This is a genomic window from Sphingomonas sp. 2R-10 (genome assembly GCF_030062225.1).
Taxonomy (GTDB): domain Bacteria; phylum Pseudomonadota; class Alphaproteobacteria; order Sphingomonadales; family Sphingomonadaceae; genus Sphingomonas.
The window spans coordinates 17358-30493 of sequence record NZ_JASCXF010000015.1 but is presented as its reverse complement, the minus strand read 5'-3'; the positions used below and the strand labels follow the sequence as shown (position 1 = coordinate 30493).

The 13136-nt window shown below is 68.4% G+C and carries 15 protein-coding genes and 1 other RNA gene; 5 read left to right on the top strand and 11 right to left on the bottom strand.

Annotated features, from left to right (window positions below):
- Positions 1–127 precede the first annotated feature (127 nt).
- Positions 128–473, bottom strand: a transfer-messenger RNA (tmRNA) gene (gene ssrA, locus QLH51_RS08615).
- 44 nt (positions 474–517) lie between these two features.
- Between ssrA and QLH51_RS08610 the strand changes: the two genes are divergently transcribed.
- On the top strand, positions 518–949 hold the full coding sequence (locus QLH51_RS08610) for an RrF2 family transcriptional regulator (RefSeq protein ID WP_125657827.1): 432 nt from the start codon (positions 518–520) through the stop codon (positions 947–949).
- Positions 950–1039: 90 nt separating this feature from the next.
- Here QLH51_RS08610 and mscL read toward each other — a convergent pair whose 3' ends face one another.
- Positions 1040–1498 carry a large conductance mechanosensitive channel protein MscL gene (gene mscL, locus QLH51_RS08605; RefSeq protein WP_125657649.1) on the bottom strand — a complete coding sequence of 153 codons (459 nt, stop codon included), beginning with the start codon at positions 1496–1498 and terminating at the stop codon, positions 1040–1042.
- Between the two features lie 82 nt (positions 1499–1580).
- Here mscL and QLH51_RS08600 point away from each other — a divergent pair, with 82 nt between their 5' ends.
- Genes QLH51_RS08600 through QLH51_RS08585 form a run of 4 tightly spaced genes read left to right on the top strand, consistent with a single transcriptional unit; the run spans position 1581 to position 4268 of the window.
- Positions 1581–2171 carry a LemA family protein gene (locus QLH51_RS08600; RefSeq protein ID WP_125657646.1) on the top strand — a complete coding sequence of 197 codons (591 nt, stop codon included), beginning with the start codon at positions 1581–1583 and terminating at the stop codon, positions 2169–2171.
- 8 nt (positions 2172–2179) lie between these two features.
- The gene (locus tag QLH51_RS08595; RefSeq protein ID WP_125657643.1) at positions 2180–3079 is read left to right on the top strand and encodes a TPM domain-containing protein; all 900 of its coding nucleotides are present in this window, start codon (positions 2180–2182) and stop codon (positions 3077–3079) included.
- Positions 3079–3747, top strand: coding sequence for a TPM domain-containing protein (locus QLH51_RS08590; protein WP_125657640.1), 669 nt, complete (start codon positions 3079–3081; stop codon positions 3745–3747). Before QLH51_RS08595 ends, QLH51_RS08590 begins: the two co-directional genes overlap by 1 nt.
- A gap of 26 nt (positions 3748–3773) precedes the next feature.
- Positions 3774–4268 carry an NUDIX hydrolase gene (locus tag QLH51_RS08585; RefSeq protein WP_125657824.1) on the top strand — a complete coding sequence of 165 codons (495 nt, stop codon included), beginning with the start codon at positions 3774–3776 and terminating at the stop codon, positions 4266–4268.
- A 405-nt stretch (positions 4269–4673) separates the two neighbouring features.
- Here the strand turns inward: QLH51_RS08585 and QLH51_RS08580 are convergent, their stop codons facing one another.
- The 9 genes from QLH51_RS08580 to QLH51_RS08540 form a co-directional block, all read right to left on the bottom strand.
- Positions 4674–5444 (bottom strand): class I SAM-dependent methyltransferase, encoded by a 771-nt coding sequence (locus QLH51_RS08580; RefSeq protein WP_206429012.1) that lies wholly within the window; start codon positions 5442–5444, stop codon positions 4674–4676.
- A complete protein-coding gene (prfB, locus tag QLH51_RS08575; RefSeq protein ID WP_125657637.1) occupies positions 5434–6561 on the bottom strand; it encodes a peptide chain release factor 2 in 1128 nt (375 codons plus the stop codon). The genes QLH51_RS08580 and prfB overlap by 11 nt, the downstream gene beginning before the upstream one ends.
- A 54-nt stretch (positions 6562–6615) precedes the next feature.
- Positions 6616–9138: a penicillin-binding protein 1A gene (locus tag QLH51_RS08570; protein ID WP_125657634.1), complete on the bottom strand. Its 2523-nt coding sequence runs from the start codon at positions 9136–9138 to the stop codon at positions 6616–6618.
- A gap of 73 nt (positions 9139–9211) precedes the next feature.
- Positions 9212–9574, bottom strand: coding sequence for a MerR family transcriptional regulator (locus tag QLH51_RS08565; protein ID WP_125657631.1), 363 nt, complete (start codon positions 9572–9574; stop codon positions 9212–9214).
- Positions 9575–9581: 7 nt separating this feature from the next.
- Complete coding sequence (locus tag QLH51_RS08560; protein WP_125657628.1) at positions 9582–9881, bottom strand: integration host factor subunit alpha; 300 nt, start codon at positions 9879–9881, stop codon at positions 9582–9584.
- Between the two features lie 72 nt (positions 9882–9953).
- A complete protein-coding gene (locus tag QLH51_RS08555; RefSeq protein ID WP_125657625.1) occupies positions 9954–10916 on the bottom strand; it encodes a beta-ketoacyl-ACP synthase III in 963 nt (320 codons plus the stop codon).
- Complete coding sequence (gene plsX / locus QLH51_RS08550; RefSeq protein ID WP_125657622.1) at positions 10913–11944, bottom strand: phosphate acyltransferase PlsX; 1032 nt, start codon at positions 11942–11944, stop codon at positions 10913–10915. Before plsX ends, QLH51_RS08555 begins: the two co-directional genes overlap by 4 nt.
- A gap of 27 nt (positions 11945–11971) precedes the next feature.
- Positions 11972–12151, bottom strand: a complete 180-nt coding sequence (rpmF, locus tag QLH51_RS08545) for a 50S ribosomal protein L32 (protein ID WP_055757350.1) — start codon at positions 12149–12151, stop codon at positions 11972–11974.
- A gap of 308 nt (positions 12152–12459) precedes the next feature.
- Positions 12460–13119, bottom strand: a complete 660-nt coding sequence (locus QLH51_RS08540) for an MBL fold metallo-hydrolase (protein ID WP_125657619.1) — start codon at positions 13117–13119, stop codon at positions 12460–12462.
- Positions 13120–13136 lie beyond the last annotated feature (17 nt).

Genomic DNA, 13136 nt, shown 5'->3' with positions numbered 1-13136 from the left:
GAGACCCCACCCTGCGCCGGGGTGACGTTCGGATCGGCATGGAGAAAGGTGGGGAGCTTCTGTTGCCCGGTGCTCCGCGCGCGCAAGGTCCGGGGGGTTCTGTTGCCCGGCCCCCCCGGCGGCCGCTGGAATCCGATTCTGTTGCCCGGTTCGGTCCAACCGCGCTATCTTGGAGTAACTTCAGGCCGTGAGGCCCTCAGTTACGCCGCAATCGCGAGTGCTTCGTTATCGTTGGCACTTGTGTGTATGGGCCGTTGCGGTGGTCCCATTCCGAACGAAAACAGCGCTTTTCAACACACGTCGATCCTGGTTCGGCCCCGTCAGAAACGGTGTCCAGAACACCACCTTATGGTGGAGCCGCCGGGTACTGCCCCCGGGTCCGCTGCGTCTATTGCACGCCGCAGTTTATCGTCATAGCCGGCTGTAAGCCGACGAAAGGGCATATAGGCGCTCGTCCCGGCTTTGAAAAGAAGCGGACTTCCCTCGGGCGCGTCCAAGTGGCATGGGCGACAGGATCATGCTGACCCAGCGTTCCCGCTATGCGCTTCGCGCGATGCTGTTCCTGGCCGAACAGCCCGCGGGCGAGGCACCGATGCCGATGCACCGCATCGCCGCCGCCGCCAACGTGCCGCGCAAGTTCCTCGAACTGATCCTCGCCGATCTGCGCGAGGCCGGGTTCCTGTCGTCGACGCGGGGCAAGGCGGGCGGATATCACCTCGCGCGGCCGGCGCACCTGATCTCGCTGGGCGAAATCATCCGCGTGATCGAGGGGCCGCTGGCGCTGGTCCCGTGCGTCAGCCGCACCGCATACCGCCCGTGCGGCGACTGCAAGGACGAGGCGAGCTGCGCCATCCGCCACGCGATGGCGCGGGTCCGCGACGAAACCGCGCGCATCCTCGACGGCACCAGCCTGGCCGCCGCCGCGGCGCAGGAGCTGGCGGCGGCCTGACGCACACGGCATTCCAGCGCAGGCTGGAATCTTCCGGTGATGACGCGCAGCAGGAGCCGAGGGAGACCGCAGCCTTCGCCGGGGTGACGTTTAATCCAGCTTCTTCGCCGCGCGCAGTTCGTCGCGGATCTCGCGCAGCAGCGCGACCTCGGGCGGATCGGCGGCAGGGGGCACGTCGCCGTCCTTCTGCTCCTGATGCACCACCGCGATCGCGCGGTTCACGAACTTCACCAGCAGGAACACGATGAAGGCGAGGATCACGAAGTTGATGACGACGCTGAGGAACTGGCCATAGCCGAACAGCGGGACGCCGGCGGCCTTCAGCGCGGTATAGCTGTCGGGGCTGCCCTTGTAAGTCGCCGGAATGGGTCCGAGCTTGACGAAATAGCTGGAGAAATCGAACCCGCCGAACAGCCAGCCGATGACCGGCATTATCATGTCGTCGGTCAGCGATTTGGTGATCGTCCCGAACGCCGCGCCGATGATGACGCCGACCGCGAGGTCGAGCACGTTGCCGCGCGCGACGAACGTGCGGAATTCCTTGAGCATGGACCTCGGCCCTCCCGTCTCTGCTTGAGGGCGTCATATTGCTTCGATACGATGGCCGCAGGCAAGCACCGGGTGAACAAACATGCAGATGCGGCGGGCGATGGTGGTGATGGCGGCGATGCCGCTGGCGGCATGCGGCGTGAACAGCGTGCCGACCGCCGAGGAGAATGTGAACGCCAGATGGGGCGAGGTGCAGAACCAGTATCAGCGCCGCGCCGACCTGATCCCCAACCTCGTCGCGACGGTGAAGGGCTTTGCGGGACAGGAGGAGCGCGTGCTGACCCAGGTCGCGCAGGCGCGTGCCGCCGCGACGTCGATCAACGTCACCACCGACGACCTGTCCGACCCGGCGACGTTCCAGCGGTTTCAGGCGGCGCAGAACCAGCTGACCCAGGCGCTGGGGCAGTTGCGCACGGTGGTCGAGGCGTATCCGCAGCTGACCAGCAACCAGAATTTCCTGAACCTGCAATCGCAGCTGGAAGGGACCGAGAACCGCATCGCCATCGCCCGGCGCGACTATAACGAAGCGGTGCAGGCTTATAACACCCGCATCCGCACCTTTCCCGACGCGATCGGCGCGCGCGTCTTCTATGGCGCGAAACCCAAGCAGAGCTTCCAGGCGCAGGCCGGAGCCGAGGTCGCGCCGCAGGTCGATTTCGGCAACGCGCGCTGAGCGCCGGGATGCACCGCATCCTGCTCTCGCTGTGGCTGGCGCTGCTGATGCTGGGCGGCGCGGTGCCCGCGGGGGCGCAGACATTCCCCAGGTTCAGCGGGCTGGTGGTCGATGACGCCAATGTCCTGCCGGCGGAAACACGCGCCGACCTGACGCAGAAATTGCAGGCATTGCAGCGCGATACCAAACGGCAGTTCGTCGTCGCGACGATCGCCGACGTGCAGGGCTATCCGCTGGAGGAATATGGCTACAAGCTGCTGCGCGCATGGGGCATCGGGCTGGAGGGTGTGGACAACGGTGCGATCCTGTTCATCGCGCCCAACAACCCCGCCGGACAGCGCGGGCCGCGGCTGGAGGTCGGCTACGGCCTCGAACCGGTGCTGACCGATGCGTTGTCGAGCACGATCATCCGCCAGCAGATGATGCCGAAGTTGCAGGCGGGCGACGTACCCGGCGCGATGACCGCCGGAGCCGATGCGGTGATCGCACAGCTGCGCGCCAGCCCCGACGAGGCGCAGGCGCGGACCGATGCGGCGGTGGTGAAGTTCGACCGGGCGCAGCGACCGCGGTCCAGTGGCGCCGGCATGGCGACCGGCACGGTGTTCTTCATCGCGGTCGGCGTCATCCTGTTCTGCATGATCGCCTTTTCCGGGCGGCGGCGACGTGCCGGGCCACGGGGGCAGCGGCATCGCAGCGGCACCGCGGGCGATGTGGCGCAGGTCGTGCTGTGGTCGATCGCCGACGAACTGACACGCAGCGCCGCGCGCGGCGGCGGCGGTGGCTGGAGCGGCGGGTCGTCGGGCGGCTGGAGCGGTGGTTCGGGTGGCGGCAGCGGCTGGACCGGCGGCGGCTTCACCGGCGGGGGCGGCGGATCGGGCGGCGGCGGCGGCGCGTCGGGGAATTGGTGATGGCGATGACCCCCGAGGATCGCACGCGCATCCGCGATGCGGTGGCGACTGCCGAGGCGGCAACCGATGGCGAGATCGTCGTCGTGCTGGCGCGGCGATCGGACGCCTATCACGATGTCGGGCTGCACGTCGCGGTGCTGGCGATGCTGCTGGTGCTGGCCGCGACCGCGCTGTGGCCGGCATGGCTGCTGGCGGTGCATGGGCTGGTCGAGCCGTGGGGCGACGCACCCTCGCCACGCTTCCTGCTGGCGACGACCGGGTGGGCGATGACGGCGACGTTCCTGATCGTGCGCTATGCCTGCGCATGGATGCCGCTGCGCATGGCGCTGACCCCGGCGGCGACCAGGGCGCGGCGGGTCCATGCCCGCGCGCTGCTGCTGTTCCGCGCCGCCGCCGAACGGCGTACCGTCGCGGCGACCGGCGTGCTGCTGTACCTGTCGCTCGACGAACATCGGGCCGAGCTGATCGCCGAGGCTGCGATCCACGACCGCGTCGAGCAGGCGGTGTGGGGCGATGCGCTGGCGGCGTTACTGGTGGCGTTGAAGCAGGATCGCGCCGCCGACGGCATCGTCGCGGCGGTCGGTGCGATCGGCGCGGTGCTGGCCGAGCATTTTCCACGAGGAGCTACCCCGATGAACGAACTGCCCGACCGGTTGATCGAGCTGTGATCGACGCCGATGCCCCCGAAGAAGTGATGTGGGCGGGCCGCTTCATCACCGCGAAGAAACGCGGCCGCTGGGAATATGTCGGCCGCGCCAACGGCATCGGCGCGGCGGTGATCGTCGCGATCGACGACGGCCATGTGCTGCTGGTCGAGCAATATCGCGTGCCGCTGGGCCGCAACTGCATCGAACTGCCCGCGGGGCTGGTCGGGGACGATGCGGAAGGCGAGGCGGCGGCGGTGGCGGCGACGCGCGAACTGGAGGAGGAGACCGGCTATCGCGCGGGGACCATGGTGTCGCTGGGCGAATATCATTCGTCGCCGGGGATGGTGTCGGAAAGCTTCACGCTGTTCCGCGCCGGGGCGCTGGAAAAGGTCGGCGACGGCGGCGGCGTGCCGGGCGAGGATATCGTCGTGCACCGGGTGCCGGTGGACGGCGTCGCCGCCTTTCTGGATGCGCAGCGCGCGGCGGGCAAGGCGGTCGATGTGAAGCTGTTGCTGCTGCTGGCGCCGGTGTTGTTGGGCTGACGGTTTTGGAAACGGGATCACGAACGCCGTTTGCCCCGGGTAGCCGCTGAGCCTGTCGACGCAGCGTATCGAAGGTGGTCACGGATGCTTCGATACGCGCCTTCGACTTCGCTCAGTCGCTACTCAGCACGAACGGTGGTGGGTGTCTGGTGTTGCGAGTGGGCGGCGTTCTGCCCGGTTACCCACTTCCCCGCCTCTCACCCCCGTTTGCTTCGAGCGGAGGATCGAGCTTGTCGAGAGCCGTAGTCGAGAAGGGGTTGCCCCGAATGCCCCGGTTCTCGACGAGGATCGGGTCGGATTGTCCCCCGGACAATCCTGAACCATGCGGGGCATGGTTCACCTGACCCTCTTCTCGACAAGCTCGAAGCTGCTCGAACTGAACGGTGGGTGGCGGGGTGAGGCAGTTCAGCCCTTGTGCGTGCCGGTGGGGGTCGCGCTCGGCGTCGGTGCCGGTACGCGGCACGGCACGATGTCCTTCGGCTCCGGGCGCGGCCCTGCCGGTGTGAACATCGCGATATAGCCGCCGGCCGAGGGCATGCGCTGCAGCTCGACCAGCTTGTAGCCGACCGCTTCGAACTCGCATTTCAGCAGCGCGGGCGGGGTGCCGTGGTTCCGGGTGGCGCGGTCGGCATCGACCACCACCACCCGCCCGCCGGGGCGCAGCGACGGGCGCAGGTTCCACAGGAAGGCGTAGGGCTCGGCGATCTCGTGGTACATATGGACCATCAGCACCCGGTCGAAGCTGTTCGCCGGCAGCTTCGCATCGTCGGGCTCGCCCAGCCGCACGCTGACATTGTCGAGCCGTTCGCGCGCGACGCGTTGCGCCAGCGCGTCGCGGATCTGCGGGATGATGTCCTCGGCCAGCACGCGGCCGTCCGGGCCGACGCGCTGCGCCATGCGGATGGTGTAATAGCCCTCGCCCGCGCCGATATCGGCAACGGTCATGCCGGGCGCGATACCGGCCTTGTCCATCACCAGCTCGGCTTCGTTCAGCCGGTCGCGCGCTTCCTCGGTCGACCAGCGCGCCGACACGATCGTCGCCACCGGCCGGTCGGCCCTGGGGAACACCGGCTTGTCCTCGCCATGCGCGTTGGCGACCGGGCCGGGCTGCGTCGCGTCGCAGCCGGCCAGCATCAGCAGGGCAAGGGACAGGGCGCGGCGCATCTCAGTCGACATCCTCGATATCGACCTTCTCGCCGGTCACGCGCTGCGACAGGGCCGCGGCCATGAACGGGTCGAGCGCGCCGTCCAGCACGTCGCCCGGCGCGGTCGAGACGACGCCGGTGCGCAGGTCCTTCACCATCTGGTACGGTTGCAGCACATAGGAGCGGATCTGGTGGCCCCAGCCGATATCGGTCTTGGTCGCGTTCTCGGCATTGGCCTCCGCCTCGCGGATCGCAAGTTCGCGCTCGTACAACCGGGCGCGCAGCTGGTTATAGGCCTCCGCCTTGTTCTTGTGCTGCGAGCGCTGGTTCTGGCACTGCACCACGATCCCGGTCGGGATGTGCGTGATTCGCACCGCCGAATCGGTCGTGTTGATGTGCTGGCCGCCGGCACCCGACGCGCGATAGGTGTCGATGCGCAGGTCGCTTTCGTTGTAGTCGACCTCGATATTGTCGTCGATCACCGGATAGACCCAGATCGACGCGAACGAGGTGTGGCGCCGCGCCGCGCTGTCATACGGGCTGATGCGGACGAGGCGGTGGACGCCGCCCTCGGTCTTGGCGAAGCCGTACGCATTCTCGCCCTTGATGAGCAGCGTCGCCGACTTGATGCCGGCCTGTTCGCCCGAATGCTGGTCGACCAGCTCGACCTTCATGCCGCGGCGTTCGGCCCAGCGGGTATACATGCGTTGCAGCATGCCGGCCCAGTCCTGGCTCTCGGTCCCGCCGGCACCGGCGTTGATCTCGATATAGGTGTCGTTGCCGTCGGCCTCGCCCGACAGCAGCGCCTGTACCTTATCATGGTCGGCGCGGCTGGCCAGCTCGGCGAGGTTGGCGACGCCTTCCTCCGCCATCTCGGCATCGCCCTCGGCATCGGCCATCTCGATCAGCTCGACGGTGTCGGACAGTTCGCGTTCGATGGTGCGGGTGGCGGTGATCGCCTCGTCCAGCCGGCGGCGTTCGCGCATCACCTCCTGCGCGGCCTTTGGATCGTTCCACAACGCCTGGTCCTCGACGCGCGCGTTCAGCTCGTCGAGCCGGCGCAGCGCGCGGTCCCAGTCGAGGAAGCGGCGCAGCAGCGCGAGGGCATCGTTGATCTTGTCTACATGGGCTTGCGCTTCGGCGCGCATGGGGAAAACTCCGGGAAGGGGACTGAGGGGGATGCCGCCGATATCGGCCGCGCGCTAGTAGATTCCCCCTTCGCGTTGCAAGAAGTCGCTGTCGCGCGGTTGCGCCTGCTGCGGCACGGGCGCGGCGCGGGTCGGGTCGCGGGTGACGGGCGCGCGCGCCTCGCCCAGCCGGCCGGTGGCGCGACGCGCCTCCGTCTCGGGTTTGAACGCTTCCCAGATGATCGCCGCCTTGGGATCGGTGGTCGGCCAGCCGCCATAGACCGGGCGGCCGCTGGCGCGGTCGATGCGGACCATGCGTACGCCCGCAGGCGCGCGGAACGGCAGGACGTCCATGTCCTTGTACGCCCTGAGAGCGAAGCTCTTGTAGATCGGCGCGGCGATCGTACCGCCCTGGGCATAGCCGCCGAGGTTCCGGGGCGTGTCGAAGCCGAGATAGAGGCCGGCGATCATCTGCGGCGTGCCGCCGACGAACCAAACGTCGGTCGGCCCGGTCGAGGTGCCGGTCTTGCCCATGATCGGACGGCCGAGGTCGCGCAGCGTGGTGGCGGTGCCGCGCTGGATCACCCCCTCCATGATGTGCACCATCTGGTAGGCGCTCATCGCGTCCATCACCTGACGCGACCTGATCTGCGGGCGCGGCATGGCCTTGCCGTCCCAGTCGGGCGCGTTGCAGCCGTCGCACGCACGCCAGTTCTGCGGCAGGATCACCTTGCCGCGGCGGTCCTGCACGAAATCGATCACCGTGGGTTTCAGCTCGCGGCCCTGATTGGCGAGGACCGAGTATGCGTTAACCATGCGCATGACCGTCGTTTCGCCCGCACCCAGCGCGTAGGACAGATAGGGCGGAAACTTCGTGTCGCTGACGCCGACGCGCTGGATCAGGTCGTTGACCTTGTCCATGCCGGTCTGCGCTGCGGCGCGCACCGTCATCAGGTTGCGCGACTGTTCGACGCCCCAACGCATCGTGTGCGGGCCGGCACCGCCGCCGCCAAAGTTGCGGAAGCATTTCTGGCCCAGCCGGCCGCCCTGGTTCACGCAGAACGGGCCGTCGACGATGATCGAGGCGGGGGTCATTCCCGCTTCCAGCGCGGCGGCATAGACGATCGGCTTGATGGTCGAGCCGGGCTGGCGCATCGCCTGCGTCGCACGGTTGAACGACTGGATACGGCTGTCGAACCCGCCCTGCATCGCGAGGATGCGGCCGGTACGCGGGTCCTCCACCACCATGCCGCCCGATACGCGCGGGACCGAGCGCAGCGACCAGTCGCCGCCCGCCGGCGCGACCGCGACGATGTCGCCGGGTTCGAGCGCGGCGAAGGCGGTGCCCCCCTGCCCCCGCACCGGCATCACCGCGTTGCCGCGCGGCAACGTGCCGGTGCGGCCATCGGCAAAGCCCAGCTGCGCCTCGCCCCCGGCCTTGGCAATCACGATCGCCGCCTGCCAGTCCTGATAATCGACCGCGATATTGGTGTTGAGCAGCGCCTGCTGCCAGTTGTCGCCGTCGATCGTGGCGCGCGGCTTGTTGAGCGGTCCCGACCAGCCACGCCCCGAATCGAAGCGGATCAGCCCGGCACGCAGCGCATCCTGCGCATCGACCTGGATCTTCGGGTCGAGCGAGGTCCGCACCCACAACCCGCCGGCATAGACGCTGTACGGCCCGTCCTTCGCATTCTCGCCGAATGCCCCGAGCAGCTGGCGGCGCACTTCCTCGATGAAATAGCCGCCCGCCGTTTCCTGTCGCGGGGTCTGGCGCGGGATGGTGCCGAGCGGCTGGGCGGTGGCCGCGGCGCGCTGTGCCGGCGTGATGAAGGCGTTGCGCTCCATCTCGCGCAGCACCCAGTTGCGACGGGTGATCGCGCGGTCATAGCCGCGTTCGGGGGTGTAGTTGGACGGCCCCTTGGGCAGGATCGCCAGATACGCCATCTGCGGCAGGGTCAGTTCGCGCAGGTCCTTACCGAAATAGGCATGGGCCGCCGCCTCGACGCCGAACGCGTTGCGGCCGAGCGCGATCTGGTTGAGATAGAGTTCGAGGATCTGCTGCTTGGTCAGCGCATTCTCGATACGATAGGCGAGCAGCGCCTCCTTCGCCTTGCGGACATAGCTGACTTCGTTGGTCAGCAGCAGGTTCTTCGCGACCTGTTGCGTGATCGTCGACGCGCCGATCGGGCGGCCGTCGCTGCGCAGGTTCGTCAGGATCGCCGCGGCGATGCCGGGATAGTCGACGCCGTGATGGTCGAAGAAGGTCCGGTCCTCCGCCGCGAGGAACGCGCGGACCAGCAGCGGCGGATATTCGGCATAGGACAGCTGCACGCGGCGTTCGCGGGCATAGCTGTGGATCGGATCGCCCTCGATCCCGCGGACATTGGTCGGCAGCGGCGGTTCGTAGGCGCGCAGCGAATCGACCGACGGCAGCGTACGCCACAGCAGCAGCCAGATCAGGAAGACGCCGATCCCGGCCAGCAACAGCGCGACGGCGGGCAGCCGGAACCACCACCGCCGCCGGATACGGGCGAAACGGGACCGCCGGCTCGTCCGGGCAGCGGGATCATGGGTGGCTTCGGTGTCGGATACGCTCATCGCCCGCGCGGTTTAGCAGGTTTGGCCGTGGGGGAAAGCGGGGCGCAACGGCGCCCGGGCAGGATCGTCGGCGTTACGCCAGTCCGTCCGCCGCCAGCGCATCGGCGAGCAGCGCGCGGACGGCGCGCAATTCGGTGATGCGGGCGGCGCGGCGCGGCGCGGGGGCGACCGGCAGCGGCGCCTTCGCCTCCTGCGCCAGCAATTGCTGCACCCCGCGCACGGTATAGCCCTGTTCGCCCAGCAGCGTATGGATGCGGCGCAGCAGCGCGACGTCCTCCGGCCGGTAATGGCGGCGGTCGCCCGCACGGGTCAGCGGGCGAATCTGCGGGAAGCGCCCTTCCCAATAGCGCAGCCGGTGCTGCGGCACCCCAAGGTCGCGCGCGACCTCGCCGATCGTGCGATAGGCGCCCAGCGCCTTGTCGACCGGGGGCGCCAACGGGCCTTCAGTCCGCCGCGACAATGCGGTCGCGCATCATCTGGCTGGCGCGAAAGGTCAGGACGCGGCGCGGCGCGATCGGCACCTCGATCCCGGTCTTGGGGTTGCGGCCGATGCGCTCGCCCTTGTCGCGCAGCACGAAGCTGCCGAAGCCCGAGATCTTGACGTTCTGTCCATCCGACAGCGCTTCGCACATCGCGCCGAGGATCTGTTCGACGACGCGGGCCGAATCGGCGCGCGAGAGGCCGATCTCGCGGTGCATTTCCTCGGCGAGGTCCGCGCGGGTCAGCGTGCCTTCGGATACCATGGTACTTCGTCCCCCTGATGCTACGCTGCCCCGCTAGCACAGCGTATACGGAGATTCAAAAATCCGAAAGGATTACCAACGCACTACGGCGGCGCCCCAGGTGAAGCCACCCCCCATCGCCTCCAGCACGACGAGGTCGCCGCGTTTGATCCGGCCGTCCTTGACCGCGACGTCCAGCGCGAGGGGCACCGAGGCGGCCGACGTGTTCGCATGGCGATCGACGGTGACGACGACCTTTTCGGGCGCGAGGCCCAGCTTGCGCGCGGTCGCATCGAGGATGCGGGCATTGGCCTGATGCGGCACGACCCAGTCGACATCCGCCGGCGTCAGCCCGGCCAGGTCGAGCGATTCACCCATGACGGCGGCGAGGTTCACGACCGCGTGGCGGAACACTTCCTTGCCCTTCATGCGCAGCTTGCCGACGGTGCCGGTGGTCGAGGGGCCGCCATCGACATAGAGCAGGCCGTTGTGGCGGCCATCGGCATGGAGCCGGGTCGACAGGATGCCGCGACCGTCCGCATCCTCGGTCGCCTCCAGCACGATCGCGCCGGCACCGTCGCCGAACAGGACGCAGGTGGCGCGATCCTCCCAGTCGAGGATGCGGCTGAACGTCTCGGCGCCGATCACCAGCGCACGGCGGTGGACACCGGCGCGCAGCATCGAATCGGCGACCTGCACCGCATAGAGGAAGCCCGAACACACCGCCGCGACGTCGAACGCGACGCAGTCGTCGATGCCGAGCGCGGCCTGCACCTTGGTCGCGGTGGCGGGAAAGGTCTGGTCGGGGGTGGCGGTCGCCAGCACGATCAGGTCGATCTGGCCCGCGTCCAGTCCGGCGGCGGCGATCGCCGCGCGCGCGGCATCGGTCGCCAGCGTCGCGGTCGTCTCATGCTCGGCGGCGATGTGGCGGAAACGGATGCCAGTGCGCTCGACGATCCATTCGTCGGAGGTATCGACCCGTTCGGCCAGCTGCGCGTTCGACACGCGATTCGCCGGGAGCGCCGATCCGGTGCCGGTGACGACCGCGCGGATCATGCCGCCTGCGCCTCGATACCTGCAAGATCGCTGGCGATGCTGCGGGTCAGGTCGTCGCGCACCATCTTGGCCGCGACCTGGATCGCGTTCGAGATGCCGGCCGCGTTGGCGCTGCCATGGCTCTTCACCACCAGCCCGTTGAGGCCGAGAAAGACCGCGCCGTTATGGTTGTTGGGGTCAAGATGGTGGCGCAGCAATTCGGTGGCCGGGCGCGAGATCAGGAAACCGATCTTGGAGCGCACCGACGAGCGGAACGCGCGCTTGAGCAGGTCGGCGACGAAGCGCGCCGTCCCCTCCGCGGTCTTGAGCGCGATGTTGCCCGAAAAACCGTCGCAGACGACGACGTCGACCTGTCCGCGCGACAGGCGGTCGCCCTCGATATAGCCCGAAAAGGTCATCGGCAGATGCGGCGAGGCGCGCAGCGTCGCCGCCGCTTCCCGCACGCTGTCGATGCCCTTCAGCTCCTCGGTGCCGATGTTCAGCAGCGCGACGCGGGGGCTTTCGAGGTCAAGCGCGGTGCGGGCATAGGCGGCACCCATCACCGCGAACTGGACGAGGTTGCGCGCATCGCACTCGGCATTGGCGCCGAGGTCGAGCATGACCAGGTCGTTGTCGCCGAGGCTGGGGAGCAACGCCGCCAGCGCCGGGCGATCGATGCCCGGCATGGTGCGCAGCGACAGCTTCGCCATCGCCATCAGCGCGCCGGTATTGCCCGCCGACACCGCGGCGGCGGCGCGCCCCTGTTTTACCAGGTTGATCGCGACGCCCATCGACGTCACCTTCGCCCGGCGGATCGCCTGGCTGGGCTTGTCCGACGAACCGACGACCTCGGGCGCGTGGACGATCTCCGACGCGGCGCTGAGATTGGGATGCGATTCGAGACCGGCGCGAATCGCCGCCTCGTCGCCCACCAGCAGGAAGCGCATCGATTCGTGGCGTCGCCGTGCATGGGCGACGCCCGCCAGCATGGTGGCAAGCCCTTCGTCACCGCCCATCGCGTCGATGGCGATCCAGGACCCGTCAGCCATGCGTGCTTCCCTGTCCGGTGTTAGCGCTTACGCTTCGACCGAGACGACTTCGCGACCGTTATAGTGGCCGCACGCGGTGCACAGGTTGTGCGGCCGCTTCAGTTCGCCGCAGTTCGGGCATTCCTGGAACGACTCGATGCTCAGCGAGTCGTGGCTGCGACGCATACCGCGCTTCGAGGGCGAGGTCTTTCTCTTGGGAACTGCCATTTCGGCACCTTTATCACTTGGGTATCGGGTGGTTTCACCACCAACTGCCGACGCGGCCCAGGCAAGTGCCGGACCGTTTGCGCGACCGACGACCCGCCGGACCGGCAAACAGGCTGGTCGCGAAGCGAACCGCGCCTATAGCGTTTTCGCGTGGGGTTGCAAGCTTTGGGTTGGGATCGGGCCTGCGACACCATCCCCTGCCACGCCGGCCATCCCGGCGAAGGCCGGGATCTCCGACGATAGCACGAAGCAAGAGCCGCGGAAGACCCCAGCCTGCGCCGGGGTGGCGATTATTGTGCTGACCAGGACTATTTGGCCAGCACCGCATCGCCAACGAAAGGATTGGTCGCGCGTTCGTGGCCGAAGGTGCTGCCCGGTCCATGGCCCGGCACGAACGCGACGTCGTCGCCCAGCGGCCATAGCTTGCTCACCACCGATGCGAGCAATGCCTGATGGTCGGACAGCGGAAAATCGGTGCGGCCGACCGATCCCTGGAACAACACGTCGCCGACCAGCGCGAATCGGGCGCCCTCGTGGAAGAAGATGACATGGCCCGGCGTGTGGCCCGGCGTCTCGTACACCGACAGCGTGGCTTCGCCGACGGTCACCGTGTCGCCCTCGACCAGCCAGCGGTCGGGTTCGAACGGTACGCCGCGCAGGCCCCAGCGCTTGCCGTCCTCGTCCAGCCGCGCGATCCAGAAGCGGTCGGCCTCGTGCGGGCCCTCGATCGGCACGCCCAGCTGTTCGGCCAGCGGCTTCGCCTCTCCGCAATGGTCGATATGGCCGTGGGTCAGGAGAATCTTTTCCACCGTCACGCCGTTCTGCTGCGCCGCGGCGAGCAGGCGCGGCAGGTCGCCGCCGGGGTCGACGAACGCGCCGCGCATCGTCTTCGTGCACCACAGGAGCGTGCAATTCTGTTGCAGCGGGGTCACCGGGATGATCGCCGCACGGATCGGGGATGGGGTCATGCCGCCCGCCTTACTGC

Excerpts from the sequence above, each read along its gene's own strand:
- QLH51_RS08610 (WP_125657827.1), top strand. The coding sequence starts at position 518 with ATGCTGACCCAGCGTTCCCGCTATGCGCTTCGCGCGATGCTGTTCCTG.
- mscL (WP_125657649.1), bottom strand. The coding sequence starts at position 1,498 with ATGCTCAAGGAATTCCGCACGTTCGTCGCGCGCGGCAACGTGCTCGAC.
- QLH51_RS08600 (WP_125657646.1), top strand. The coding sequence starts at position 1,581 with ATGCAGATGCGGCGGGCGATGGTGGTGATGGCGGCGATGCCGCTGGCG.
- QLH51_RS08595 (WP_125657643.1), top strand. The coding sequence starts at position 2,180 with ATGCACCGCATCCTGCTCTCGCTGTGGCTGGCGCTGCTGATGCTGGGC.
- QLH51_RS08590 (WP_125657640.1), top strand. The coding sequence starts at position 3,079 with ATGGCGATGACCCCCGAGGATCGCACGCGCATCCGCGATGCGGTGGCG.
- QLH51_RS08585 (WP_125657824.1), top strand. The coding sequence starts at position 3,774 with ATGTGGGCGGGCCGCTTCATCACCGCGAAGAAACGCGGCCGCTGGGAA.
- QLH51_RS08580 (WP_206429012.1), bottom strand. The coding sequence starts at position 5,444 with ATGTCGACTGAGATGCGCCGCGCCCTGTCCCTTGCCCTGCTGATGCTG.
- prfB (WP_125657637.1), bottom strand. The coding sequence starts at position 6,561 with ATGCGCGCCGAAGCGCAAGCCCATGTAGACAAGATCAACGATGCCCTC.
- QLH51_RS08570 (WP_125657634.1), bottom strand. The coding sequence starts at position 9,138 with ATGAGCGTATCCGACACCGAAGCCACCCATGATCCCGCTGCCCGGACG.
- QLH51_RS08560 (WP_125657628.1), bottom strand. The coding sequence starts at position 9,881 with ATGGTATCCGAAGGCACGCTGACCCGCGCGGACCTCGCCGAGGAAATG.
- QLH51_RS08555 (WP_125657625.1), bottom strand. The coding sequence starts at position 10,916 with ATGATCCGCGCGGTCGTCACCGGCACCGGATCGGCGCTCCCGGCGAAT.
- plsX (WP_125657622.1), bottom strand. The coding sequence starts at position 11,944 with ATGGCTGACGGGTCCTGGATCGCCATCGACGCGATGGGCGGTGACGAA.
- rpmF (WP_055757350.1), bottom strand. The coding sequence starts at position 12,151 with ATGGCAGTTCCCAAGAGAAAGACCTCGCCCTCGAAGCGCGGTATGCGT.
- QLH51_RS08540 (WP_125657619.1), bottom strand. The coding sequence starts at position 13,119 with ATGACCCCATCCCCGATCCGTGCGGCGATCATCCCGGTGACCCCGCTG.